At 48.3% G+C, this 24,548-nt stretch carries 26 protein-coding genes; 4 read left to right on the forward strand and 22 right to left on the reverse strand.

Translation table 11 applies throughout. The features are described from left to right. Positions 1-119 precede the first annotated feature (119 nt). The 13 genes from glyA to H8Z76_RS13880 form a co-directional block, all read right to left on the reverse strand. The gene (glyA, locus tag H8Z76_RS08435) at positions 120-1,361 is read right to left on the reverse strand and encodes a serine hydroxymethyltransferase (RefSeq protein WP_147618686.1); all 1,242 of its coding nucleotides are present in this window, start codon (positions 1,359-1,361) and stop codon (positions 120-122) included. Positions 1,362-1,458: 97 nt separating this feature from the next. Then, positions 1,459-3,390 (reverse strand): DUF2142 domain-containing protein, encoded by a 1,932-nt coding sequence (locus H8Z76_RS08440; protein ID WP_186982239.1) that lies wholly within the window; start codon positions 3,388-3,390, stop codon positions 1,459-1,461. Between the two features lie 14 nt (positions 3,391-3,404). Then, positions 3,405-4,337, reverse strand: a complete 933-nt coding sequence (locus H8Z76_RS08445; RefSeq protein WP_186982240.1) for an NAD-dependent epimerase/dehydratase family protein — start codon at positions 4,335-4,337, stop codon at positions 3,405-3,407. An 8-nt stretch (positions 4,338-4,345) separates the two neighbouring features. Continuing rightward, a complete protein-coding gene (locus H8Z76_RS08450; RefSeq protein WP_186982241.1) occupies positions 4,346-5,290 on the reverse strand; it encodes a glycosyltransferase in 945 nt (314 codons plus the stop codon). Then, positions 5,283-6,407, reverse strand: a complete 1,125-nt coding sequence (locus tag H8Z76_RS08455) for an FAD-dependent oxidoreductase (RefSeq protein WP_022515137.1) — start codon at positions 6,405-6,407, stop codon at positions 5,283-5,285. The genes H8Z76_RS08450 and H8Z76_RS08455 overlap by 8 nt, the downstream gene beginning before the upstream one ends. Positions 6,408-6,425: 18 nt before the next feature. Next, positions 6,426-7,223: a glycosyltransferase family 2 protein gene (locus H8Z76_RS08460; protein WP_022515136.1), complete on the reverse strand. Its 798-nt coding sequence runs from the start codon at positions 7,221-7,223 to the stop codon at positions 6,426-6,428. Beyond that, entirely contained in the window at positions 7,220-8,011 is a 792-nt protein-coding gene (locus H8Z76_RS08465) for a sugar phosphate isomerase/epimerase family protein (protein WP_022515135.1), read from the reverse strand. The genes H8Z76_RS08460 and H8Z76_RS08465 overlap by 4 nt, the downstream gene beginning before the upstream one ends. Positions 8,012-8,090: 79 nt before the next feature. Further along, entirely contained in the window at positions 8,091-8,384 is a 294-nt protein-coding gene (locus H8Z76_RS08470) for a DUF1294 domain-containing protein (protein WP_022515134.1), read from the reverse strand. A gap of 67 nt (positions 8,385-8,451) precedes the next feature. Then, positions 8,452-10,608: a protein translocase subunit SecD gene (secD, locus tag H8Z76_RS08475; RefSeq protein ID WP_186982242.1), complete on the reverse strand. Its 2,157-nt coding sequence runs from the start codon at positions 10,606-10,608 to the stop codon at positions 8,452-8,454. Positions 10,609-10,630: 22 nt separating this feature from the next. Further along, positions 10,631-11,989 (reverse strand): thioether cross-link-forming SCIFF peptide maturase, encoded by a 1,359-nt coding sequence (gene scfB / locus H8Z76_RS08480; RefSeq protein WP_147618694.1) that lies wholly within the window; start codon positions 11,987-11,989, stop codon positions 10,631-10,633. Positions 11,990-12,102: 113 nt separating this feature from the next. Continuing rightward, the gene (scfA, locus tag H8Z76_RS08485; protein WP_147618695.1) at positions 12,103-12,246 is read right to left on the reverse strand and encodes a six-cysteine ranthipeptide SCIFF; all 144 of its coding nucleotides are present in this window, start codon (positions 12,244-12,246) and stop codon (positions 12,103-12,105) included. Positions 12,247-12,322: 76 nt separating this feature from the next. Continuing rightward, entirely contained in the window at positions 12,323-12,685 is a 363-nt protein-coding gene (locus H8Z76_RS08490; RefSeq protein ID WP_022515131.1) for a TIGR04086 family membrane protein, read from the reverse strand. Positions 12,686-12,730: 45 nt separating this feature from the next. Further along, positions 12,731-13,624 (reverse strand): GNAT family N-acetyltransferase, encoded by an 894-nt coding sequence (locus tag H8Z76_RS13880; RefSeq protein ID WP_186982243.1) that lies wholly within the window; start codon positions 13,622-13,624, stop codon positions 12,731-12,733. Between the two features lie 130 nt (positions 13,625-13,754). Between H8Z76_RS13880 and H8Z76_RS08500 the strand changes: the two genes are divergently transcribed. After that, positions 13,755-14,276: a peptidylprolyl isomerase gene (locus H8Z76_RS08500; protein WP_022515128.1), complete on the forward strand. Its 522-nt coding sequence runs from the start codon at positions 13,755-13,757 to the stop codon at positions 14,274-14,276. 76 nt (positions 14,277-14,352) lie between these two features. On the opposite strand, the gene H8Z76_RS08505 is transcribed toward H8Z76_RS08500, so the two are convergent. The 8 genes from H8Z76_RS08505 to H8Z76_RS08540 all read right to left on the reverse strand — a co-directional run bounded on the left by H8Z76_RS08505 (position 14,353) and on the right by H8Z76_RS08540 (position 22,481). Further along, positions 14,353-14,994 carry a GTP pyrophosphokinase gene (locus H8Z76_RS08505; RefSeq protein WP_022515127.1) on the reverse strand — a complete coding sequence of 214 codons (642 nt, stop codon included), beginning with the start codon at positions 14,992-14,994 and terminating at the stop codon, positions 14,353-14,355. Between the two features lie 65 nt (positions 14,995-15,059). After that, a complete protein-coding gene (locus H8Z76_RS08510) occupies positions 15,060-15,326 on the reverse strand; it encodes a hypothetical protein (RefSeq protein WP_022515126.1) in 267 nt (88 codons plus the stop codon). Positions 15,327-15,355: 29 nt separating this feature from the next. After that, the gene (locus H8Z76_RS08515; protein WP_186982244.1) at positions 15,356-16,138 is read right to left on the reverse strand and encodes a TrmH family RNA methyltransferase; all 783 of its coding nucleotides are present in this window, start codon (positions 16,136-16,138) and stop codon (positions 15,356-15,358) included. An 88-nt stretch (positions 16,139-16,226) separates the two neighbouring features. After that, a complete protein-coding gene (gene pfkA, locus H8Z76_RS08520) occupies positions 16,227-17,201 on the reverse strand; it encodes a 6-phosphofructokinase (protein WP_186982245.1) in 975 nt (324 codons plus the stop codon). Between the two features lie 54 nt (positions 17,202-17,255). Next, on the reverse strand, positions 17,256-20,729 hold the full coding sequence (locus H8Z76_RS08525; RefSeq protein WP_186982246.1) for a DNA polymerase III subunit alpha: 3,474 nt from the start codon (positions 20,727-20,729) through the stop codon (positions 17,256-17,258). A gap of 54 nt (positions 20,730-20,783) precedes the next feature. Further along, complete coding sequence (locus tag H8Z76_RS08530; RefSeq protein WP_147618702.1) at positions 20,784-20,999, reverse strand: hypothetical protein; 216 nt, start codon at positions 20,997-20,999, stop codon at positions 20,784-20,786. A gap of 103 nt (positions 21,000-21,102) precedes the next feature. Then, on the reverse strand, positions 21,103-22,155 hold the full coding sequence (locus tag H8Z76_RS08535; RefSeq protein WP_022516396.1) for a helix-turn-helix domain-containing protein: 1,053 nt from the start codon (positions 22,153-22,155) through the stop codon (positions 21,103-21,105). Between the two features lie 29 nt (positions 22,156-22,184). Beyond that, positions 22,185-22,481 (reverse strand): type II toxin-antitoxin system RelE/ParE family toxin, encoded by a 297-nt coding sequence (locus H8Z76_RS08540; RefSeq protein WP_022516395.1) that lies wholly within the window; start codon positions 22,479-22,481, stop codon positions 22,185-22,187. Between the two features lie 226 nt (positions 22,482-22,707). On the opposite strand from H8Z76_RS08540, the gene H8Z76_RS08545 reads away from it, so the two are divergent. Genes H8Z76_RS08545 through H8Z76_RS08550 form a run of 3 tightly spaced genes read left to right on the forward strand, consistent with a single transcriptional unit; the run spans position 22,708 to position 23,958 of the window. Next, complete coding sequence (locus tag H8Z76_RS08545) at positions 22,708-23,187, forward strand: MarR family winged helix-turn-helix transcriptional regulator (protein WP_022516394.1); 480 nt, start codon at positions 22,708-22,710, stop codon at positions 23,185-23,187. After that, entirely contained in the window at positions 23,180-23,314 is a 135-nt protein-coding gene (locus H8Z76_RS13775; RefSeq protein ID WP_022516393.1) for a hypothetical protein, read from the forward strand. The genes H8Z76_RS08545 and H8Z76_RS13775 overlap by 8 nt, the downstream gene beginning before the upstream one ends. After that, positions 23,311-23,958 (forward strand): MATE family efflux transporter, encoded by a 648-nt coding sequence (locus H8Z76_RS08550; RefSeq protein WP_022516392.1) that lies wholly within the window; start codon positions 23,311-23,313, stop codon positions 23,956-23,958. Before H8Z76_RS13775 ends, H8Z76_RS08550 begins: the two co-directional genes overlap by 4 nt. Here H8Z76_RS08550 and H8Z76_RS08555 read toward each other — a convergent pair. Then, positions 23,955-24,545: a hypothetical protein gene (locus tag H8Z76_RS08555; RefSeq protein ID WP_022516391.1), complete on the reverse strand. Its 591-nt coding sequence runs from the start codon at positions 24,543-24,545 to the stop codon at positions 23,955-23,957. The genes H8Z76_RS08550 and H8Z76_RS08555 overlap by 4 nt on opposite strands. Between the last annotated feature and the right edge of the window lie 3 nt (positions 24,546-24,548).

Raw genomic sequence — 24,548 nt, forward strand, 5'->3', positions numbered from 1 at the left:
TTCGCTTCTTTTTTTAATAAAAAACAGGATGATCAAAAACCTGTTTCGTTCTTAATCATCCTATCATATCCGCCGCGAAATTACATCCCGCGCACTCTTAATTTTTCTTAAATTTTCTTTTATTTAAGCGGATATTTATCCGTTAATTCCTTAACGATCGCTTTTGCCTGCTCTGCGCCGCTCTCACCGTTTTTGATCATGATCGCGATCGCTTCCGCTACCTTGTCCATATCCTCTGTGTTCAATCCTCTTGAGGTAACTGCCGGTGTTCCAAGACGGACACCACTGGTTACGAACGGAGACTGCGGATCGTTCGGGATCGTGTTCTTGTTTGCCGTGATGTTTACGGAATCTAACAGTTTTTCCACTTCTTTTCCGGTCAGTCCGAAGTTGGTAAGGTCTACTAACATCAGATGATTGTCTGTTCCACCGGAAACGATCTTGATACCGCGGTCCATCAGACCCTTGCAGAGTGCCTGCGCATTGTCCACGATGTTCTTCTGGTATACCTTAAATTCCGGCTGAAGCGCTTCTTTGAAGCAGACTGCCTTTGCCGCGATCACATGCATGAGCGGGCCACCCTGGATGCCCGGGAAGATCGCTTTGTTTAATTTATACTTATCGGCGATCTCTTTGTCCTTACATAAGATCATGCCGCCTCTCGGTCCGCGCAGGGTCTTATGTGTCGTTGTCGTAACGATGTGCGCGTACGGGATCGGGCTTGGATGAAGTCCTGCCGCCACAAGACCTGCGATATGTGCCATATCGACCATAAGAAGCGCGCCGCATGCGTCCGCGATCTCACGGAACTTCTTAAAATCAATGGTTCTCGCATAAGCGGAAGCTCCCGCGATGATCATCTTCGGCTTGCATTCCATCGCGATCTCCATCACCTTGTCATAATCAATGAATCCTTCGTCATTGACACCATACGGAACGACATGGAAATAAGTACCGGAGAAGTTGACCGGACTTCCGTGTGTCAGATGTCCGCCGTGGTCTAAGTTCATACCCATGATCGTGTCGCCCGGTTTTAACACTGCGAACTGCACTGCCATATTTGCCTGTGCGCCGGAATGCGGCTGTACATTGACGTATTCACAGCCAAACAACTCCTTTGCTCTCTCTCTTGCGAGTTCCTCTACCACGTCCACGCAGTCACAGCCGCCGTAATAACGGTGCGCCGGATAGCCTTCTGCATATTTATTCGTCAGAACGCTTCCCATCGCGGACATGACCGCATGGCTGACCCAGTTCTCCGACGCGATCAGCTCGATGTGGCTGTTCTGTCTGTCAAATTCAGCGGAAATCGCGTCTGCGATCTCAGTATCAACTGCTTTTATATCTTCTAGTGTGTACATAAAAAATCTCCTTTCGACCCAATTCCTATTATGCATAATTATATAAGAATCATTTTTTTATTTCAACCACTTTTCCAAATTCCGCCACAATTTCCTTTTATGGAAGAAATGTTATGATCAAAACCGCAAGCACGCAGATGTTTACGCCAAGCGCCAGGGTAAGCCCCAGTCTGTCATTTTCCAGAAGCTCATTTTCGTCGTTGCGTCTTCCCGCGATCGCAAGACAAAGCGGCAGTAAAAGCGGGATAAAATATCTTCCCTGCACCCCTTCCACGACCTGTGCGCGCACCGCAGTCCACTCCACATAGAGACTGGTCAGAATTAGGAGCACGGTACTTGCGAGGATCAAAACCGTCACCCACGCGAACGGGCGGTCGGTGCGCTTTTTTCTTGCAGCATCCGCTGCGATCGCCGCAACCACGACAAACGCGAACAGATACAGCAAGATCTCATCCACTTCCACATTCAGCCATCCGAGTTTTGTCCCAAGCATGGTATTAAAATAGTAAGTTGCCTTTTCCACCAGTGTGTTTATCACAACTCCCGCATAGAAAAACGGGTGCGTCAGTATTTCATGGGTCTGCTGCCCGGAATCCACGCCCGGATTGAACGGGAACAGATAGCGTGAAGAAATGCGCATCCATCCTCCGAGAAATACCGCGACTGCCGCCATCACGCCCGCCACATGGCCAAAATATCTCTTTTTGCTTCCAAACTGTTCCCGCGGGATCAAAAAATACAGCAGGCAGAACGGCAGGTATACGATCTTGTAAAGGCTGATCGCGACCGCAAGCACATACAGTGCCGCAAGCTGACCGCGCGTAAGCGGCTCTTTTCCCCGCTCCCGCAGATACAGTACAAAGGCGATCAGCAAAAAGACCAACGCCGTCACCATACCATCCGGCGCAAGCGAGATACACTCATGCAGGTTCATCGGTATGAGCGCGATCAGGATCAGATATTTCTTTCCGTATGGCATCAGATGCACCGCAAGTGCCATGACCGCACCGATCGCCGCGAAATTAAAGATCCGGCCGGCGAGAAACAGGATCCAGACTTTTCCGGTAAAAAGCCGTGCCGCCGCGATCCCGAGCGACTGCGGCAGATACGAAAGCGGTGAATAGAGCGCCGTCGCGTTAAAGCTATGTCCGGCATCATTTTCTTCCGATTCCACAAGCCCCGTCTGCTCTTTCACCTCATACTGCGTGATCAGGTGATCCTTTGTCTCCTCCCACTCCCATGGATAAGAGATCAGATACGCGGCATGTCCCTCCTCATCGGTAATATCCGAGATGAAATTACCGTCCGCGATCTCATAGGCACGGAAATAGTGGATGGATTCATCCGGCACCATGCTAAACGGGATCACGCCGAGATATACCGCTCCAAGTGCGCCATACAGCAGAAGAAATACTTTTACCATTGATACTTTTTCGCGGTTCAAAAGCAAAAACAGCAAAAGATTTCCCACCGCGCATCCAAGGATAAACAGCAGATTTACAAGAAGGACGCTCACCCTGTCGTAAATCAGCTGCAGATCAAGCGCCATGCCATCCACATCCGAAGTGCCAAGGTTCCCGTCCGGCTGCGGATACATGCGGATATTTAACCCTGCGGTGCGTGCCGTGATCCGCACGAGAAATACCTTTCCCTTCGCGTCTCTTTCCTTTTCGTCGAAAAAAAGACAGATCCTTCCTCTGTCATCTAAATCCTGCTCTGTCAGATCCTTCCATTCCCTGGTTATCCCGCCGCCCTTTTCCTCGATTTTGACATCAAAGCGGATATCCTTCTGGTTCCGTCCCACAGAAAGCCGGAATCCCTCAAGCGTACTCCTTCCGACCAGGTATTCTTCGGATACCCCCTGGTCTTTTTCCAGCGGATAATCATAGATCAGATCGTCATTTCCTTTTTTGTCCGCCTTTAACAGATAGCCGTCCTCCGCCTGTCCGTTAATCTTCGTAAGTCCGAACACCACACCGAGCACAAAAAGAAGCACATAAAAGAGCGCTCTTTTTTTGTTCTGTTTCATAACTGTTTTCTCCTTTATCTCAATTCCTCTGTCTGTTCCTTTACAAACTCCGCGAGATCCCCAAGCACCTGTTCTTTCGAAAACAGATACCCGTTCGCACCGCCGAATTCTTCTGCGTGTATCGTGTGGAAATCATAATCAAACGGTTCTTTTGCCAGTTCATTTACAAACTGCCCTCCGTTTAAGTAAGCATAGACTTCCTGCACCGATAACGGTTCCACTGCAAGGTTCAGCTTGCGGATCCCAAGCTTCATTGCCCGTTCGATGTGTGTCCAGAGATATTTTAACGCGTAAAACTGATAGACACTTCTCGAATCCGTAAAATTAAGCGCAGAGAATCCCACGCGCTTAAAATAATCCCTGAGCTTTGCCGCATCCTCTTTGTCAAGATTGCCGCACCGGTAAAATCCGTTGTCCTGCAAGGTATAATATTTTGTAAAAAACGGATCTTTTTCCTTTAACTCCTCATATTTCGCCTGATTTAACATGGCAGGGATCACATGGATATAATCATAGATAAAGTTCTTTTTCATGTGGATCCCGTAGATCGCCGGAAGACGCACGATCAGATGGTCTTTTACATTTTCTTCCACCCACTGCTCAAGATAGCGCCGGTTTTTACCGTACGCTGACAGATCCTCTGTCCGGATCACGTCTGTCTCATCCACTCCGTTCGGCTTTGGATACACCGCGACCGTGGAGATGAGCACCAGTTTTTCCGGCATGATCTTTTTGATATTTTCGATCGCGTTTTTTATGATGGCAAGATCTCCCTCCGGGTCTTTGTTTGCCAGAAACATTTCCGCCGGAACACCGGAATAGACCAAAAGCTCCGGCCTGCTGCCAAACGCTTCTTTGATATTTTTTGAATTATACTGACCGGCAAATGTGTGATGGCTACACAGATTCGAGCCGACAAAGCCGGTATAGCCTACGATTGCGTCCATAATCCCTCCTATTTTGTGATCTTTTCGATCGATGAAAACGAATACTTCTGTTTTTTAAATACCAGCTGCAGGATCAGCGACAGATACTTGATGATGATCGTCAGAATGGAGAACAGCCCGAAAAAGGATACTGCCAGAAACAGGATCGTGGTCGTCCAGCCCTGGATCGGATTTCCAAGCGCAAAGACCGCGACCGCGTAGATCGCCGCCGCCAGTGTCGCAACCATCATAACTCCGGTCATGGTGACCGCCGCCTTGTAGCCGATGTTGGTAAACAGTACCAGGGAGTCCACCGCCAGCGTCCGGCGCATTTTTGCCTGTTCATCGGAAAAGCTGCGCTCAAGTTTTTGGGACGGCGTATAGGAAATGCAGTCCGCGAGCAGTCCACAGTTCGCGTAAAGCACTTTCCGGTAGGGAATGGTCTTACTGAGCGAATGCACGCGGTTGATCGCTCTGCGGGAGAGAATCCGGAACGTCTCATTCTGTATCTTATACTGCGTCTTTGAAAAATGATTGAACACACGGTAAAAAAGATTGGAAGTCCACTTATTTTTCCGCATGGCGGAAGCGCTCACAATATCAAATCCCTCGAGCGACCGGCGGTAGACCTGCATCAGAAGCTCAGTCTTGTAGTCCATGCACACCGTATCAAATTCAAAGACAAAGTCTCCGATCGCGAGATCGACTCCCGCGTTCATTGCGACCTCAAGCCCCTGAAAATAACTCATATGAAGCAGCGACACCGCTTCCTTCGCCCTGTTCTTTCCATATGCGCGGACCGCCTCTTCACTTGCGTCCATGGAGCCGTCATCCACGCAGATGATCTCGTATTTTTCAAAGTTTAAATCCAACTGGGTATCGAGCCACTCCAAAAACGGCGTGATCTCTCTTTCATTGTTATGTATGTAAATAACTGCGGAGACAAAATTTGCCTCTTTTATTTTATTATCCATCAATCAGCACCTCATCCAAATCGTATACCGTATTTATCTTTCCGGACAGCACGCTCACAAACGTCGGTCCCTCACTGAATTTCCGGATAACGGTCGGTCTGGAATCATCCACCTCCGATGATTTTAAGATCGGCTTCATGGAAAACAGAGAGGACTGATACGCAAAATGGTACTCGTCCTTTAAATATTTTTTCGCCAGGTTTGACATATAACTCCACGCGCTCTCCGGATGGTTTTTGCATTCATTGCAGTTTCCAAGCTGCGCCGGCGAACAAAACGCTTCATTCCCCTTCTGGCACTCAAAAGCCGGCAGTGTGTCATAACTCGTCTCATGCGGCGTGAATGTCACTGACGTGAGGGAATGGAAGCCGGTCTTTCCAAACGGCATAATGGAAAAAAACGGTCCGTCCATGACGGTGATCCCAAACTTTTTGAAGACCTCATCCACTTCGCAGAGAATGATCTCGCACAGTTCATACTTGATCTGAAACGGTTCAAATCCAAGCCTTGCGAGGATCTGGTTTTCCGACGCGTAAGTCGCGTTTAACAGAAATCCCGCCTCATATGTTCCTCCGTCCGCCAGTGTCACCTCATAATGCGTCTCCCTGCGGCAGATATCCTTTATCCTTGCATGAAAATGAAGCTCCACGTTTGGATGCTTTGCGAGCTCCTCCAAAAAATATTTTTTTAAGATCATCGCGTCGTAGGTGTACTCCTCGGTCAGAAACGCACCATCGCACATCCCGCTGTTAAAATATTTCGACACCGCGACTTCCTCACACCGGATCCCCGCCGCGCGGCAGAACTTTTCAAACTGCGCCGCGTCCGTACAGGAAAATGCCGCTGATGTCGCATAGATCTGGTCAAAAGACCGGTGTACGCAAAAGCCATATTCCTCATTAAAACGTCTGAAATAACCGGCAGATTTGATCGCCGTTGAAAAAGATCTGGGATAGTGATACCCCATATGGACACGCGCCTGATTGATATAGGTTGCACGTCGAAACGGCGCGTCATCATACTCGAAGACCGCGACCTTTTCGCCCCGCCTCCCGCAAAACAGTGCGGAGTAGAGGCCGTAGAGTCCCGCTCCGAGGATTATCTTATCGTAATTCATTTCTTCCCCTGACTTTCCTTACTTTACATTGTATTTCCGAAACAGATTCGCGAACAGGATCTTTAAAAGTTCGCTGTTTCCTTTTACAAATGAGATCTTGGTCGGCACTTTCCCCTTCGCCGGATACGCCCTTGTCACCGGGATCTCACAGGTCTTTAAGCCGAGCTGGTCGGCACGCACCGACAGATACGCCAGCAGCTCATAGGTCATAAAGACATCCCGGAAGATCCCGACACGCGCGTCCTTTAAATAACGCGCCGAATAACCACGGTAGGCATTGGTCGTATCGGTGTACCAGTGTCCCGCCGTGAGTGAGATGACCGGCGCGTGCAGCAGTCTGACCGAAAGGTATCTGACCTTCGGGGTATTTACCGCTTTCCCGCCTCTGATAAAACGGGAGCCCTGGATAAAATCATAGCCCTCTTTTAATTTTTCGATAAACCGTCCGACATCCTCTATGCTGTCTTTGTTGTTTCCGTCTATCGTAACGATTCCGAGATATTCTCGCTGTTCCAGTGCAAAATGAAAGCCCATGCGCAGCTGAGCGCCCTGTTTTCCGGTGTCCCGCTTTACCAAAAGCGTATTGACGCCAAGTTTTTTTAAGGTTTCCGCATCCGTACAGCCATCGGTAGAACCGCCGTCACAGATGATGATGTCCGCGATCTGATCAATTCCTGCCTTTTTCGCCCGCGCAAGCTCCTTTGCAATGCGCTCTCCTTCGTTGATGATCGGGATCAGCACACAGTAATCCGAGTGTTTTTCCTGATACTGCGTACACTCATATTTCGGTACGCCGGATATTCCTTCCACGATCACGCGAATACCTCCTTCATATAGGAAAGTACCGCAAACACATCCTCTGTCTGCTCCGCCGTTTTCATCTCTGCCGACACATACCGGTCATAGCCGAGCGCGCCAAGCCGCTTCGCAAATTCCTCATGCAGACTGCGTCTTTGCACCGGCGCAAGGTACGGCTCACTGATATGGATGTGATTGATATAAGGAAGGTTCTCCTCCGTAAGGAAAGAAAGATCCTCCTCGTTTGCGAGGATCGTACCAAAGTCAATATTTACCGCAAATCCTTTGGAATCCACCTCTTTTACCAGTGCAAACGCCTCCGTGGTACGATTGATAAAATCCGTTCCATAGATTGCCGGATTTGCCTCCAGCGAAAGGCAGGTATGATGTTCCGCCGCATACTGCCCCAGCTCACCAAAGAACCGAACCGCCGTCTCATGACAGTCCGCCCCCTGCGTCACACGGTTTTTTGGCGATCCGAACACCAGATTCGGACAGCCTGCAGCCTCCGCGAAATCGATCGCCTGCTTTGTATAGGAAAGAAGTGTCTCACGCTCTGCCTCACTGCCAAACAGCTTCTCTGTTCTCTGATACCAGATCGACTGCATGGAGGCGACCGAAAGCCCGTACTCCTTTTTTAACTGTTCCGCAAACAGACGTGCCCCGCTTAAATGCTCATAGGGCGCATCCGGAAAGATCCTGGTCGGTGCGATCTCAATGCCCTCCATGCCGAGTTCTTTCATCTTCCCGTACATTTTTGCATCATGCTCCGCCGTCCAGGCAATATTGCATACTGATAATTTCATCCCACATTTTCCTTTCACCACGCATATTTTTGCATCAAAAATGCCGTTTATGCACACGATACCGTGATTATATCATATTTCAGGCAAATGTAAAACCCGCGCCGCCGTTGGAGAGCCAGACTGCCACCGCGATCTGCACTGCCAAAATAAGCGGCATTCCGACGACAAAATACCAGTGTCTGGTCTTGTGGCGGAACAGATACATTCCAGCCCACGCCCCTGCGCTTCCGCCAAGCAGCGCGCATAGGAAAAGCGTCCGCTCCGGGATCCGCCATTTTCTTTTTCTCGCCTTTTGTTTGTCGATCCCCATCAGGGCAATGCCAAGGAGATTCACCGCGATCAGATAACCAACAAAAAGAACTGTTTTTTGCATTTTATTCTCCCGATAAGGAAAAATGCTCCTGCGGCACCCCGCCGCAGAAGCATCCTTCTCTTTTTCTTTATTTTTTCTTTGCTTTCTTGCTGCCAAGCTTGTGGAAAGAGAACCACAGGTTCGTTGCAATACAGATGGACGAATAAGTACCACTTACGATACCTACCATGAGCGGCAGCGCGAAATCCCTGATCGATGTCACGCCGAGCAGCCACAGTAAAAATACCATGACAAAAGTGGTAAGTGAGGTATTGATACTTCGTGAAATTGTCTGGTTGATACTCTTGTCCGCGATCTCTTTTAACGTCGCCTCATCCTGCGTGCGCGCATTCTTCAATGTCTCACGGATACGGTCAAATACAACGATCGTATCATTGATCGAGTAACCGATGATCGTAAGCATGCAGGCAATGAAGGTACTTCCGACCGAGATCCGAAGCAGGGAATAACAGGTCAGTACAACCAGTACGTCATGCACTAGGGCGAGGATCGCGCTGGTCGCGAAACGGATATCATTAAAGCGGAACCAGATGTAGATCAGCATACAGATCGTCGCAATGACAACTGCCCATACTGCGTCCGAAGTCATTTCCGAACTGATCGTTGAGCTGATCGTATTGCTGGAGATCGTCTTTTCATCTACACCGAAGTTATCTGCCAGTGTCTGATTTAATGCTTCACGCTCGTCAAGATCCAGATTTCTGGTCTTAAATACGATCTGGGTACTGTTCTGGATCTTCTGCGTCTGGATCTCTCCGCTTCCGACTACTTCCTGGATCTTCGGAACGATCTCGCTGTCGATCTCACTTAAGGTATAGTTCTTGCCGAAGTCTGCGGTAGTTGAAGTACCGCCGACAAACTCAAGGCTTAAGTTGAGCGCGCCCTTTCCGTTTGCCTTGTTTACACCCATTCCGATAAATCCGGCCGCAATGATCGCCAGGGAAATGATGTAAAATACATGGCGCTTGGATACAAAACTGATCACCTTACGTTCTTTGGATTTTCCATAGAATTTCGCATCCTTGAATCCGACCGCGTAAAGCGCTCTTACCAGAAAACGGGTTACGATTAACGCAGTGAACATGGAAAGGATGATACCGATCGCCAGTGTATAGGCAAATCCCTTTACCGTACCACTTCCCTTGATCCCAAGTACCGCCGCCGCGATCAGGGTCGTGATATTTCCATCGAGGATCGCGGAAAGCGCTTTCTTAAATCCGGTCTCGATCGAGGTGCGGACCGTCTTTCCGGAAGCGATCTCCTCACGGATACGCGCGAAAATAATGACGTTCGCATCTACCGCCATACCGATGGAAAGAATGATACCCGCGATACCAGGCAAAGTAAGTGTGACATCAAATAAGTAGATGATCGCTACCACAAGTGTAGAGTAAACACCGAGCGCGATCGTTGCCGCAACACCTGCGATCCAGTAGTACGCGATCATAAATACCGCTACAAAGATAAGACCGATGGCTGCCGCCTGCAAAGCGGTCGAGATCGCTTCGCTTCCGAGCTGCGCTCCGACAACCTCTGACTGCAGTTCCTGCAGGGTGAGGGACAGAGAACCGATACGGATATTGGAAGCGAGTGTCTCTGCCTCCTCATAGCTGCTCATACCGGAGATCTGTGCGGAGCCTCCGGTGATCGCTTCGTTGACACGCGGCATACTGATGGTCTGCTCATCATATACGATCGGGCAAACCTCTCCGACATGCGCGGAAGTAAGATCCGAAAACTTCTTGGTTCCCTCTTCGTTGAACTTTAAGTCTACAACATATTCCGTAGAGCCCATCTTGTTTGTCTGGGCAACTGCCTTTGCGGTTTCCACATCATCACCGGTCAGGCACACATTTCCGTCCGGATCACGGAATTCCAGAGAACCAGGTGTTCCCAGTTCCTCAAGGATCTCGTTGGCGTCTGTTACACCCGGGATCTCAACCGTAATACGGTCATCGCCCTGTTTGTAAACCTGTGCCTCCGTACTGTAAGATTCAATACGTTTCTGAAGCTTATAAACCGTATCACTCATTTCCTCATCTGTCGGATTATCATCCATTACCTGATAGGTAATGCTGACACCGCCTGCAAGATCAAGTCCGAGTTTGATGTTATGGTTCTCTCCCTTGCCCGTAGACGACAGAATGATAGATGCACTATACGCAAGCCCTGCCAGAATGATAAGGACGGCGGCAAGGATCGCGATACCTCTGCTCTTTTTCATGGTCATTTACCTCTCTTGTGTTTTAATCTTCGTCCGCCAGTGCCGCTTTTATCATGATCGCGCACTCTACACGCTTTCTCTCAAGCTCACATCCGACGTCGTATGTATCTGTAATATTACCGTGGAAGTTGTAGGAGTTGGCCGCACATCCGCCGCTGCAGTAAAATCTCGCGAAGCATTCTTTGCATTTTTCCTTCGCATAGACATTGCAGCACTTGAATTCATCACGGATCTCCGTATTCTTGACCCCGTCATATACATTGCCCATTAAGAAATCTTCATTTCCGACAAACTGATGGCACGGATAGAGATCTCCCCACGGTGTCACCGCGAGATATTCGGTTCCGGAGCCACAGCCGGAAAGACGTTTTGCCACACATGGGCCGCCTTCCAGGTCGATCATAAAATGGAAAAAGTTAAAGTCCTTTCCCTCTTTATGACGCTTTACCATCTCTGCCGCGAGATTGTCATATTCCGCAAACAGCTGTGGCAGATCTTCCTCCCGGATCGCGTAGTCATCGGTATCCTGCGCAACAACCGGCTCAACCGAGATCTGCTTAAATCCGAGATCCGCAAGATGCAGTACATCCTGTGAGAAATCCAGATTGTTGTGTGTGAAGGTACCACGCACATAATAGTTGTTCTGGTTTCTGCTGTCCGCAAATTTCTGGAATTTCGGAACGATCAGATCGTAGCTTCCCTGTCCGCCTCGGAACGGGCGCATACGGTCGTTGACCTCTTTTCTTCCGTCGATACTTAAGACCACATTTGCCATTTCCTTATTGGCAAACTCCATGATCTCGTCATTTAAAAGGACACCGTTTGTTGTAAGGGTAAAACGGAAATTCTTGTTGTGGATCTTTTCCTGTTCCCTGCCGTATTTCACTAAATCCTTTACCACCTGGAAATTTAATGTCGGCTCTCCGCCAAAGAAATCCACCTCGAGATTTCTCCGGTTTCCGGAATTGGCGATCAGAAAATCCAATGCTGCTTTTCCTACTTCGTAGGACATGAGCGCTCTTCTTCCATGGTATTCGCCTTCTTCTGCAAAGCAGTAGCGACAGGCGAGGTTACAGTCGTGCGCGATGTGGAGACACAGCGCTTTTACGACGGTCGGACGTTTCTTGAAGTCCATGATGTAATCTTCATACTCGTCCGGTGTAAATAATTCCTGGTTTTCTTTTAACTCGCTCACTTCCTCGCAGGCTTCTTTGATCTCTTCTTCCTTATATTTATCTTTCAGGGCAGCCACGATCTCGCCTGTGGTATGTGCTTCAAACAGTGGGATGACATCATATGTCACGTCATCCACAACATGAATCGCACCGCTGTTGACGTCCAACACGATATTGTAGCCGTTATTTCTATACTGATGAACCACGATGCAGTCCTCTCTTTCTAATTCTAAAAAAATTTCTTCTTGTAAACGAACAAATGACCGCACGCCTTCGCGAACGGTCGTTTGTATCACACTATTCCATTACATTTCCGTGCTTATTTGCACTGCTCACATGTCTGGTTTCCTACAGTACAGGAAGTCTTGCATGCAGACTGGCAGGATGTCTGACATTCGCCGCATCCACCTTTTCTTACTGTATTCTGTAATTTTCTTGTATTTAATGTCTTTACGTGTTTCATATTCGTTCTCCTTTCCAAAAATACCTTTGTATAGTATAGCACATAGTTTTTCATAAGAAAAGCATTTTTTTCATCTTTAGCCAAGCATTCCGCCCGCCATGCCGGATGCCACACAAAGAACAAATGTAGTCACAAAATGTCCCGCGTCATTTCCGAGTCCTTTTTCAAACAGCACGGATGCCGCAAACAGGATCAGAAAATACAGCCCGCCGATCACCATGCCCCACAGAAATTTTCTCGTTTTTTTCACTTTCCCCAGAATAAATCCTCCAAAGAAACCAGAGATTATGTAAACCGCGATCACGCCGAGGTTGATCACGTTTTCTCCGATATCAAATTTATAAAGCAGTGCCGTAAGAAGCAGCAGGATCAGCCCTGTAACGATATACATGGCAAACAGCACCTTTACGACCAGAAATATTGTTTTTGATTTTTCCATTGTCAGATCCCCCTTTACCCAAACTATATGCAAAGGGGCCACGCTTTATGCTTCGGGAAATGTATAAACATAGCGCTGCATATCCGCGCCGTCCATAAAAAGCTCTTCCCTCCAGACAAAGCCCAGTTTTAAAAGAAGCTGTACGGATGCCTCGTTTTCCTTATCCACCAGACAGTTGACGCGCGAAAATTCCAGAAATTCCCCGGCATACTTCAGGATCGCAAGACAGATCTCCGTGGCATATCCCTGTCTGTGATGATCCGCGGCGACGGCATATCCCATTTCCAGTTCGATCCCACCGTGTATGTTCCGGTTGTCAAGTCCCGCTCTCCCGATCAGCTTCCCGGTTGCCCGTTCGATCACCACCCACATGCCATAGCCATAATAGTAATACTGGCTCGCAATATAGGCGCGCATATATTCCGCCTCTTCCTGCCTGTCCTCATAGAGCGGCTCCATATATCTGGTCATGCCCTCTCCCGCGTACAGTTCATAAAGCGCGTCCAGATCATCCTCTTTCATCTCCCGCAGATAGCACCGCTCCGTGTCAATGACCCGCCACGGGATGTTGTGCTTTCTGTCGTAGATCCGTTCGAGGAAATAAAAATCAACTTCCTCAAATCCCTCCACCAGGATCTGTGCCGAAAGAAGGCTTTGCCCCGGAAATGCCGGATGAAGGAACGCGACAGTCGCGATGGGAAGCCCCGCCGTCTGCGCCAGCGAAGCGTCGGTTGCCACAAGCGCCAGCCCCTCCTCCGGTTTTAAACCGTTTTCTTTTAAGATCTGCGCGAGCGTTTTTTTCTCCGCGTAGGCAGCGGGAATCAGAAATGCCTCCGCGCCATATTTATGTAAACCGGATAACAGACCGGATATGGAAAGATCCGCGTGTTCTTCCCCGGGCAGTTCCGCTTCCCAGGCGATCACAAATTTTAATGCCACCGGCAGTTCCTCCTCTCATTTGTTTCCGCTTTATTATATTTATTTTTCCCGTGCTTTACAATCCCATACTTTTTCGTTACAATGAAAGCTATCTGAAAAAAGAAAATCAAAAAGAAAGAAGGAAAATAAAATGGCACAGAATCCAGTTGTTACTTTTGAAATGGAAGACGGCGATATCATGAAAGCGGAATTATATCCGGAGATCGCTCCGAATACCGTAAATAACTTTATCACTCTGGCTCAGAAAGGTTTTTATGACGGACTGATCTTTCACCGCGTGATCGAAGGCTTTATGATCCAGGGCGGTGACCCGGAAGGAACCGGAATGGGCGGCCCTGGCTACGGCATCTACGGCGAATTCGCGCAGAACGGTTTTGACAATGAGTTAAAGCACACCGCAGGCGTTTTATCCATGGCAAGAGCCATGCATCCGGACTCCGCAGGTTCCCAGTTCTTTATCATGCACAAAGATGCCCCGCATCTCGATGGCGCTTACGCTGCATTCGGAAAGATCATCGAGGGCATGGATGTTGTAAACCACATCGCAGAGACTCCGGTCGATTACAGTGACCGCCCGATGACTCCGCAGGTCATGAAAAAAGTAACTGTCGATACCTTCGGCGTTGAATATCCGGAACCGGAAGAATGTTAGGAAGATCTTAATCTGACAGAGACCGCAGAGAAAAGAGCAGATACCCATGCATCACACATGGAGCATCTGCTCTTTTTTACTGTTCCGCTTTTTTCGCTTCCAGAATCGCCTTATTTAATGAGAGCATCTTTGCATCCAGCATGGATACAATATCCGCACACTCCTTTAAATCCTCGCTGATATAATCTGGCGCGTTTCCTTCAAATTTGTAATAAATCTTGTGCTCTAAGCTCGCCCAGAAATCCATTGCGATCGTCCGTATCTGGATCTCCACCTTGGTATCCACCACCCGGTCCGATAAAAAGATCGGAACCGTCACTAACATATGGTAGCTCTTGTATCCGCTGTCCTTCGGGTTCTTAAAATAATCTTTGACCCACACCACGGTAAGATCGTTCTGCTTTCCGATCATGTCCGCCATCCGGTAGATATCGGAGGTGAAGGAGCATACGATGCGGATCCCCGCAATATCATTCACATAATTGACCATATTATCTATGGTGCTTTCGTATCCGTTGCGCCGCAGCTTCTTTACAATGCTCTCCGGCGTCTTGATCCTTGATTTTATATATTCGATCGGATTATACTGATGCACATGCTGGAACTCGTCATTTAAGATCTCCAGCTTTGTGCCGACTTCCTTTAAGGCCGAATGATACAAAAGCATGACCGTATTCCAACTGTCAATTCCCTCATTCAGCTTTTCCGGCATATCCATCTGATTCCCTTCCTTCCGGTTCATACTTTTTTTATCATATCATACTTTTCGGAAATTGTCTGCCCCTAATCCTCCTCGATCACATGGATCTCCAGATAGTCAAATTCGATCTCCTCGATAAAATTGTCCTGATAAAATCTGGTCTTTGCGTGACGTTTGAATTCCTCGACCGTCGCGTCCAGCCAGAGCGGCTTTCCAAGGTCAAATTCGTAGCACACCTCTTCGAGTGCCCGGAATACTTTGTGTGTCCTGGTGTCTTCCGTGTCATCGCAGATCACGGTATCCCGCATCATATGATTATTTTTAAATTCCTTTGCCCATAAACGGAACATCGCTTTCTTCCTTTCTGCTGCTTTTGCCGTTATTTTGCCGCGCGCCGCTGTCTCGCCGCTTCGTAAAGCAGGATCCCCGATGCCATGGCAGCGTTTAATGATTCTACTTTTCCCTCCATCGGAATGCGCACATAGGTGTCCGCAAGTGAAGCTGTCCGCTCGCTCAGTCCATTTCCCTCATTTCCGATCAGAAATGCGGCACTTTCCCGGTAATCAAACCAGTCGTAAGACTGCTCGCCTTTTAAATGCGCCGCATACAGATGTACGCCCTGCTTTTTCATCTCCCCGATCACCGCCTCTAAGTCATCCGCGATCAGAAACGGTACTCTGTATACACTTCCCATCGTAGAACGGATCGTCTTGGGATTGAACAGATCCACCGTATCACGGCTTAAAATAACGCCGGAAATTCCCGCTCCCTCTCCGGTCCGGAACATGGTTCCGAGGTTTCCAGGATCCTGGATATTTTCAAGTACCAGATAAAGGCCTCCGCTCTCCGAAAAAAACGTCTCTTTGCTGTATTCCGGCATACGCACCACGCATAGGATCCCCTGCGGCGTTTTGGTATCGCTGGCCGATGCAAAGACGGAATCGGAAACTTCCTCATAGTCATATCCCTGTAAACATGCCATATGCTCCGGGTCTTTTAAAAAACTCTCCGACGCATAGACCGCCTGCACCTGCTCCTTCGGTGCCTCCACAAACATGCGGATCCCCTCCACGACAAAGACCCGCTCTTCCCTTCGCGCTTTTGATTTTTTGATCAGCTGTGTCAGCTCTTTGATCTGTTTATTTGCTGTACTTGTAATCATCTTTTTCCTTCCTCGTTGCCATGATAAAGGACAGGGAAGTGCGGCAGTACGCGCTTTCCTGTCCCTTTTTTCTTTCTGACAGCCCGTCCTAGATCGACAGGTTGCGGCAGATCTCATACTGGTATTCCGGAATGGATTTTTTCATTGCGAGTGCCTCGTCAATGTCATAATCCACAAATTCGCCGTTCCGGTATGCCACTACACGGTTGGATTTGCCCTGGCAGAGCAGATCGACCGCATAACATCCCATCGTGGACGCATAGACACGGTCTTTACAGGTCGGACTTCCTCCACGCTGCATATGGCCGAGGATCGTTGCTCTCGTCTCGATCCCGGTCGCCTCCTCAATGCGTCTTGCCATGCTGGTCGAATGACCGATGCCTTCCGCATTGATAATGATATGATGCTGCTTGCCGCGCTTTCTGCACGCTATGATGTTATCGATCAGCTTTTGCTCATCATAATCGTATTTTTCCGGAAGCAGGATATCCTCCGCCCCGTTTGCGATTCCGCACCACAGCGCAATGTAGCCTGCCCCGCGTCCCATAACCTCGATGATCGAGCATCTCTCGTGCGAAGTCGAGGTGTCACGCACCTTGTCGATCGCCTCCATCGCCGTATTGACTGCGGTATCAAATCCGATTGTGTAATCGGTACACGCAATGTCAAGATCAATCGTTCCCGGAAGACCGATCGTATTGATCCCAAGTGCCGCCAGTTTCTGTGCCCCCTGAAACGAACCGTCGCCACCGATCACGATCACACCGTCGATCCCGTGCTTTTTGCAGATGTCCGCGCCTTTTTTCTGTCCCTCCGATGTCGTAAATTCCTTGCAGCGCGCAGTCTGCAAAATCGTACCGCCGCGCTCAATGATGTCAGACACGCTTCTTGCGTCCATGTCCACGATCTCTTCCTGAAGCAGTCCGGCATACCCCCTTTTGATCCCCTTTACGGAAAGACCCTTTGCCAGTGCTTCACGGACAACCGCCCGGATCGCCGCGTTCATTCCCGGTGCGTCACCACCGCTTGTAAGAACGCCGACCGTCTTTATCTGTTTTTCCATGTAAAAACCCTCCTAATGATAATTGTAATCGACCTTTTCATTTTAGATGTTTTTCTAGCTGTTTTCAATAGACTTTTCAACGACTTTTACGTTATTTTCGCCTAAATATCCAAAGAGTGTCTGGAGCAGTCCCGGCTCCACATGGATACTCCTGCTTTTCGGCAGCCGTTTCATCCGTTTTTCCGCCGCCAGATAAATGATCACTTCATCTCTGCCATCCGAACCTGCCAGCATACCGGAGAGTTTTGCTTCTTTTTCCTGGTAGGATGCCAGATCCGCAAACTGAAGCCAGAGTTCTTTTTTGCTGTCATCAAAGCTGATGATCTTTTCACAGATCACCTTTCCGTTTTTTTCTTCCTCCACATTGGCTCTTCCGGTCACAAAGATCTTTGCGTCCTCCTCGAGGTATGTGTGATATTTTTCATAGTCACGCGGGAAGATAATGACCTCCACGGTGCCGACCAGATCCTCGATCGTAAAAAATGCCATGACCTGATTCGTCTTTGTGTATTTGATGGTCTTTGCCGTGACCATTCCGCCGATCACGACTTTTTCGCCGTCATGGATCTTTGTCGCCCCAGTCTCCTCGTCCAGCATAAAATCGGACGTGACTGCGGAAATGTTTTTCCGCCATTTTTCCTCATAGGCTTCCAGTGGATGCCCGCTGATGTAGACGCCAAGCACCTCTTTTTCAAATGCGAGCAGTTCCTCTTTCGGATATTCTCCCACATCCGGCAGTTTTAATTCAAAATCCGCCTTATCTTCTTCCGGTGCCAGATCAAACAGCGTCATCTGTCCTGCCATCGAATTCTTTTTCTCCTGATTGACCGAATCCAGCACGGATGAGTACACCATAAGGAGCTGCTTTCTTGTCCCCTCAAGACAGTCGAGTGCTCCGGCTTTGATGAAGTTTTCGATGCTGCGCTTGTTGACATCTTTGCCCGACATCCTTGTGATAAAATCATTCAAAGTTGTAAATACCCCGCGCTCTTTGCGCTCCTCGATGATCGCCTCGATGACCGGACGCCCCACGCTCTTGATCGCGGAGAGCCCGTAGCGGATCGAATTTCCGGATACCGAGAATCCGCTCTCTCCCTCATTGATATCCGGCGGCAGGATCTCGATGCCCATCCGGCGGCAGGTTAAGATATATTCGGAAACCTTGGTGGAATTATCAAGCACGGACGTCATAAGCGCCGCCATGAATTCCACCGGATAGTAATATTTCAGATAAGCGGTCTGATAGGAAACCACTGCGTAAGCCGCCGCATGTGACTTGTTGAACGCGTATTTCGCGAAATCGATCATCTCATCATAGATCTTGTTCGCAACCTTTTCATCGATCCCGTTCGCCACACAGCCCGGCACGCCTTCGGCTTTATTGCCGTATACAAAGTTCTGCCGTTCTTCCTCCATGACCTTGGTCTTTTTCTTTGACATGGCACGGCGCACCAGATCGCTCCGTCCCCAGGTATAGCCCGCGAGATCACGCACGATCTGCATGACCTGCTCCTGATAGACGATACAGCCGTAGGTCGGCGCAAGGATCGGCTCAAGCTGCGGGCAGTCGTAGGTGATCGTTGCCGCATTGTTTTTTCCCTTAATATACGCCGGGATAAAATCCATAGGACCCGGCCGGTAAAGGGAAATTCCCGCGATCACGTCCTCCAGGCTCTCCGGCTTTAACTCCTTCATGAAGTTCTTCATTCCGGCGCTTTCCAGCTGGAACACGCCCTCGGTCTTTCCGGTGCCAAGCGATGCCAGCACTTCTTTATCGTCATAATCGATGTGGTCGATATCGATCTTCACGCCCTTGCTCTTATTTACCATCTTTACCGCATCATCGATGACTGTAAGCGTACGAAGTCCCAGGAAATCCATCTTTAATAATCCGAGTTCTTCGATCGTCGTCATCGTAAACTGCGTTGTGATCATGCCGTCCGAACCACGGGAGAGCGGCACATACTCGTCCATCGGCTTTTCCGAGATCACGACACCGGCCGCATGCATGGATGTATGGCGCGGCAGTCCCTCCAAGCGCTTTGACATATCGATCAGCTTTCTCACCTGCGTATCCGTCTCATAGAAAGTGCGCAGTTCCGGGTTTTTCACCAGCGCCTTTTCGATCGTGATGCCAAGCTCATTCGGAATACTCTTCGCGATATTGTCAACATACGCATACGGAAGATCCATGACACGGCCGACATCACGGATGACACCGCGCGCCGCGAGCGTACCGAAGGTTACGATCTGCGTCACACAGTCCTTGCCGTATTTTTCAATGACATAGTCGATGACTTCCTGTCTGCGGTTGTAGCAGAAATCCACGTCGATATCGGGCATGGACACACGCTCCGGGTTCAGGAAGCGCTCAAAGATCAGTCCGTAACGCACCGGCTCGATATTTGTGATCCCTGTCGTATAGGAAACCAGACTTCCGGCGGCACTGCCTCGTCCCGGTCCGACCGGGATCCCGTGCGTCCGCGCGAAATTGATATAATCCCACACGATCAGGAAATATTCAATATAGCCCATCTCCTTGATGACGGAAAGCTCATACTCCAGACGCGGGCGCAGCTCTTCTGCCTGCTCCTTCGGATATTTTTCCTCAAGTCCCTCATAACAGAGCTTGTTTAAGTATGTCCAGGTCGTATAGCCCTCCGGCACGTCAAAATGCGGCAGCTTCGTCTTTCCAAACTCGATCTCCACATGGCAGCGGTCCGCGATCTTCTGGGTATTTTCGAGTGCTTCCAGCGCATACGGAAACAGCTCCTTCATCTCCTCTTCGGATTTCACATAATACTGTCCGCCCTCATAGCGCATACGATCCTCGTCCGCCAGCTTCTTTCCGGTCTGGATACAGAGCAGGATGTCATGCGCCTCGGCATCGTCCGCATAGGTGTAGTGAACGTCATTCGTCGCCACAAGCTCGATCCCGGTATCCTGGCTTAAACGAAGCAGCTGCTGGTTGACCAGACGCTGTTCCGGGATGCCGTGATCCTGAAGCTCCAAAAAGAAGTTTCCTTTTCCAAAGCAGTTTTCATATTTTTCCGCTACTTTTTTTGCTTCGTCATACATGCCGCGCACCAGATTACGCTGTACCTCGCCGGCAAGGCAGGCACTAAGCGCAATGATGCCCTCATGGTAGGTAGTTAATACCTCCATATCCACACGCGGCTTATAGTAATAACCGTCCACAAACCCCTTGGAGACGATCTTCATAAGGTTGCTGTAACCGGTATTATTCTCGGCTAACAGCACCAGATGATAATAGCGGTCCTCTCCGCTCACCTTCTCACGGTCAAATCTGGAATTTGGCGCGACATAGACCTCACAGCCGAGGATCGGATTGATCCCCGCCGCGTTTGCCGCCTTGTAAAAATCGATCACGCCGTACATGACACCGTGATCCGTGATCGCCGCCGCTGTCATGCCAAGCTCTTTGACCCGCGCAACATATTCCTGTATTTTATTGGAACCGTCCAAAAGACTGTATTCTGTATGGACGTGTAAATGTGCAAATGCCATTTTCTTCTCTCCTTTGTACTCGTAGTGCTATTATAGCAATTTGCACAAACTGCGTCAATCGAAGAGACACACCGCCCACGCCGCGATCACGCAGTATATCACTGTGATCGGAGTGATATCCGGTTTCGTTCCAAGACGTATGGATGTAAGGATGTCAAGTACCGTACAGATGCTTACAAGGATCAGTGCGACATACATTGCTTTCTTTCCTGATACTGCCTGAATAAATTTTTTCATGATCGTTCCCTCGCTCTTCGTTTGTTTTTTCATGCATTTATCTTAGCAGATCAAAGACACGGAATCCATCGAAGTGCCTTACCTTTTCCTTACAAAAATGTAAGGTTTGGGGTTTGCCGTTAAGATCATGATTTTCCTACACTGCAATCTCATAATGCTCTTTCAGGTCATTCATCATACTATGCGTAATGCATCCTTCATTCTGTAATCTTCCCACAACTATACCAGGTGCAATTCCCATCCTCTTTGCAAATGCTCGAATGCTTGCTGCTGAGAAATTCGATTTTTCTCTAAATTCTTCAAAAGCTTCTTCTGATATCAGAGTATCCCGTGCCCAAATATCTGCATCTTTTTCATCCTGATCGGTTGTTCCATCCATCTGTCCTGTATGACCTAAAATAATGTGAGCTAATTCATGAAATAAACTAAACCAAAACTTATCTGCATCTTTACCTCTTGCTGTAAGTCCTACAACAATCTTATTTCCATCCATAAATGAAGCCCCCTGAAGGAGGGATCCCTTTAAATGTGGTAAAAAAACAAGTGCTATTCCACACTCTGCTAACATTCTTTTTATCTTTGGACAAAATTCCTTTGGTTTCAAAACAGTCATTGTTCTGATTTCAGGAATAATCCTTATCAACTCTTTCATATTAATTGGTGATGTCTCGATATTACGCGCTTTTATCTTTGCTTCCTGCACCCATGCCAGCAACGCAAAATCACCTTTTTCTGTTACAGCAAGTCTTCTGCAGGCTATTCTGGTTATTTGTTTATTTTCCAATAACGATAATTCCACAACTTCAAAATACTTTCTCAGATTCATTACTTTTTCTTTCGAATCTCTCGTCTCAGGAATCCATCCAAACTTAGCCATTTCATTATATGGAAGCTGCTTTGCCAGGGCTTCATCTTTGTCCATTGCATTCTCCGCCGCAACCTTTATCAACTTTTCTCTGTAAATAGCTTCCAGGTTATTCCAGAACTTTGCAGGCGCTCCTAATACGATTTCTAATCTAACAGCCACCTCTGGAGTCAACTGAACCTCACCGTTAATAAGTTTACTGATATGCTTCTCAGACATATCCATCCTTGCGGCAAACTCTTTCTGGCTCATTTTCCTGTCCTTCAGCTGTTCCTTAATTGTCGCTCCAGGTGGTGTTGCAATAAAACTGCGACTTCTCACCATAGTGCTACCTCCTATCTGATTTCCTTTTCTTAATGGTAATCAACTATCTCCATGATATGCACCACTTGAATTTCATTACCATGTTTCTCAAACACCAATCTATACGGATGCACCAAATCTACTGCATATTGTCCTTTGCGATTATTGGTCAACGGATGACATCTGCCAATATGATACTTGATCATTTCTTCCACAGTATCGGCTGCTTCCATTTCTCCTATACGCATTTGGATCTTTTCTGACATTTCATTTCCATATGTTCTGTCAGACATCTTGGCATCCGTACAAACTTTTTCAATCTTCTTATTTTTGTACGTAATATCCAACGCACCACCTCTTTCTCAATTTACCTTTGAGGTAAATTTATAATAACATAACAACGTAAAATAGTCAATTTATGGATTTACCTCAAAGGTAAATTTATATCTTTCCTATCCTGTTTTCTCTTTTAAAATCACGATTTTTCTGCACTTTTAACATTCTCTCCTCCAAATTATCCTTGGCATCAGTCTTAATTAGGACTATCTTATCTTTGAAAAGAGGTACAAAAACATGAATGAAGAAATCCGGCTGCTCATGAGCAATGTAAACACTTCGATCATCCAGATCCGGGCGGCTTACGCCATGTGGGCCAAAGTCCACGGACTGAACTATCACGAAGTTCTCATCTTCTACGCCATGCGCGACAACGAAGAATGCACCCAGAAAAAGATCGCTGACAGTTACCGGCTGCCCAAACAGACCGTAAACAATATCATTACTTCTCTAAAAAAGGACGGCTATCTCACACTCATTCCGGTGCGAAAAAACGCGAAGGAAAAGATCCTTGCCCTCACCGAAAGCGGAGAAGCCTACTACCGTTCGATCATGGAACCCATACTGGAATTTGAGACGCTTGCCTCCGAAAAAATGGGAAAAGAAGAGATCCGCCAGATGACCGCCCTTGCGATAAAATTTGGTCAGATCCTGGAAGAAAGCATCTCACTTCAGACAAATACAGATGTAACAAAAGAAGGAAATCACAATGAATGACAATGTAACACAGACTTCGATGTTTGGCACCGAAAAGATTTATAAGATATTGCTGCGTCTTGCTCCGCCTGTCATGTTCGCGCAGGTGTACGCGGCTTTCGCAGGCCTCCCGCAGTGCGTGAAATGAAAAAGTGCGCAAAATGGATCTATCTGCTCGGCTATCCCTCCATCTTAATGCAGATGCTCTACACCGTTTATATCATAGCGTTAAATATGATCCTTGCCGGTTTTTCTGACGCTGCGGTCACTGTCCTCGGATTATATTACAAAATGCAGACCTTCTTTTTCATTCCACTTTTAGGTCTGCAAACCTGCATTGTTCCGGTTTTAAGTTATAATTATGCTGCCAAGAAATACAAGCGCTGCCAGACGATCCTAAACGAATCCGTTTTGTTTTCCATGCTCTTTATGCTGATCGGGGTCTTTTGTTTTGAACTGCTTCCGGGCACGCTCCTCGGGCTGTTCTCGCACGACCCCGCCGTGTTCTCGATCGGTATCCCGGCTTTCCGGATCATCGGTCTTAGTTTTCTGCCGGCTGTGGTATCGCTGCTGTCCCCTGTATTTTTTCAGGCGATCGGAAACGCACGGATCAGTGCGCTGCTGTCACTGATCCGCCAGTTAGGATGTCTGATCCCGATCTTCTTTGTGCTCTCCAAGATTGGGCTCTCCTACACCTGGATCGCATTTCCCGCCTCAGAGATCATTACCGGGGCGATCGGGATCTCTCTCTATCTGCGGCAGATCAGACAGTGGGCAGGCGGCGTGGACTAATGCTCCTCCGCCGTCTCCGCGCCCTGCACGCCGTTTGCCTTTTCATCCTCCACCTGATTCTTCATCTTGTCCGCCATATTGTCCGTCTCGATCGCTGCCATGATCTTATTGACATCCTCCGGCGAAAACAGATCGAGGATCTTCGCAATGTCCCCGATATTTTCCCGGTTAAAATAAAAACAGTAACCGTTTGAGAGCATGCCGGCATTTATCACATCTCCGCTGTCCATATTTCCAAGACACATCTTTTTGTTCTTCCTGTCAAAATTTAATGTCACGCCGTTATAAGTAACGCTTCCGCCATTTTCCTCCGCGATCTCCGTGAGCCGTCCGAGGGACTTGCACTCGGAAAGCGCTTCATCCAGCTTCATCTGCTGATAACGCCCGGGATCTTCCTTTTTCATCCGCTCAAGCATTTCCTGATATTCTTGCGCCAGCGCAAATTTTTCCTCAAAAGATGCCATATGGCTGGATGCCGTATACGCATCCCGTTTCTCACCTGACTGCACTGACGGATCGATCTTTACGTTTATGCGCGATACCGCGTCAACCGGCGCATATGCGCTGCTTATCTTCTCTACTTTCATAAC

It is taken from the genome of Roseburia yibonii (genome assembly GCF_014297335.1).
GTDB classification, from domain to species: Bacteria; Bacillota; Clostridia; order Lachnospirales; family Lachnospiraceae; genus Roseburia_D; species Roseburia_D yibonii.

Excerpts from the sequence above, each read along its gene's own strand:
- H8Z76_RS08545 (WP_022516394.1), top strand. The coding sequence starts at position 22,708 with ATGAATGAAGAAATCCGGCTGCTCATGAGCAATGTAAACACTTCGATC.
- pfkA (WP_186982245.1), bottom strand. The coding sequence starts at position 17,201 with ATGGAAAAACAGATAAAGACGGTCGGCGTTCTTACAAGCGGTGGTGAC.
- H8Z76_RS08505 (WP_022515127.1), bottom strand. The coding sequence starts at position 14,994 with ATGGATATGCCGGAAAAGCTGAATGAGGGAATTGACAGTTGGAATACG.
- H8Z76_RS08470 (WP_022515134.1), bottom strand. The coding sequence starts at position 8,384 with ATGCAAAAAACAGTTCTTTTTGTTGGTTATCTGATCGCGGTGAATCTC.
- H8Z76_RS08450 (WP_186982241.1), bottom strand. The coding sequence starts at position 5,290 with ATGGATAATAAAATAAAAGAGGCAAATTTTGTCTCCGCAGTTATTTAC.
- H8Z76_RS08510 (WP_022515126.1), bottom strand. The coding sequence starts at position 15,326 with ATGTTCCGTTTATGGGCAAAGGAATTTAAAAATAATCATATGATGCGG.
- H8Z76_RS08515 (WP_186982244.1), bottom strand. The coding sequence starts at position 16,138 with ATGATTACAAGTACAGCAAATAAACAGATCAAAGAGCTGACACAGCTG.
- H8Z76_RS08500 (WP_022515128.1), top strand. The coding sequence starts at position 13,755 with ATGGCACAGAATCCAGTTGTTACTTTTGAAATGGAAGACGGCGATATC.
- H8Z76_RS08440 (WP_186982239.1), bottom strand. The coding sequence starts at position 3,390 with ATGAAACAGAACAAAAAAAGAGCGCTCTTTTATGTGCTTCTTTTTGTG.
- H8Z76_RS08445 (WP_186982240.1), bottom strand. The coding sequence starts at position 4,337 with ATGGACGCAATCGTAGGCTATACCGGCTTTGTCGGCTCGAATCTGTGT.
- H8Z76_RS13775 (WP_022516393.1), top strand. The coding sequence starts at position 23,180 with ATGAATGACAATGTAACACAGACTTCGATGTTTGGCACCGAAAAGATT.
- H8Z76_RS08550 (WP_022516392.1), top strand. The coding sequence starts at position 23,311 with ATGAAAAAGTGCGCAAAATGGATCTATCTGCTCGGCTATCCCTCCATC.
- secD (WP_186982242.1), bottom strand. The coding sequence starts at position 10,608 with ATGAAAAAGAGCAGAGGTATCGCGATCCTTGCCGCCGTCCTTATCATT.
- scfA (WP_147618695.1), bottom strand. The coding sequence starts at position 12,246 with ATGAAACACGTAAAGACATTAAATACAAGAAAATTACAGAATACAGTA.
- H8Z76_RS08525 (WP_186982246.1), bottom strand. The coding sequence starts at position 20,729 with ATGGCATTTGCACATTTACACGTCCATACAGAATACAGTCTTTTGGAC.
- H8Z76_RS08555 (WP_022516391.1), bottom strand. The coding sequence starts at position 24,545 with ATGAAAGTAGAGAAGATAAGCAGCGCATATGCGCCGGTTGACGCGGTA.
- glyA (WP_147618686.1), bottom strand. The coding sequence starts at position 1,361 with ATGTACACACTAGAAGATATAAAAGCAGTTGATACTGAGATCGCAGAC.
- H8Z76_RS08465 (WP_022515135.1), bottom strand. The coding sequence starts at position 8,011 with ATGAAATTATCAGTATGCAATATTGCCTGGACGGCGGAGCATGATGCA.
- H8Z76_RS08530 (WP_147618702.1), bottom strand. The coding sequence starts at position 20,999 with ATGAAAAAACAAACGAAGAGCGAGGGAACGATCATGAAAAAATTTATT.
- H8Z76_RS08490 (WP_022515131.1), bottom strand. The coding sequence starts at position 12,685 with ATGGAAAAATCAAAAACAATATTTCTGGTCGTAAAGGTGCTGTTTGCC.
- H8Z76_RS08455 (WP_022515137.1), bottom strand. The coding sequence starts at position 6,407 with ATGAATTACGATAAGATAATCCTCGGAGCGGGACTCTACGGCCTCTAC.
- H8Z76_RS08535 (WP_022516396.1), bottom strand. The coding sequence starts at position 22,155 with ATGGTGAGAAGTCGCAGTTTTATTGCAACACCACCTGGAGCGACAATT.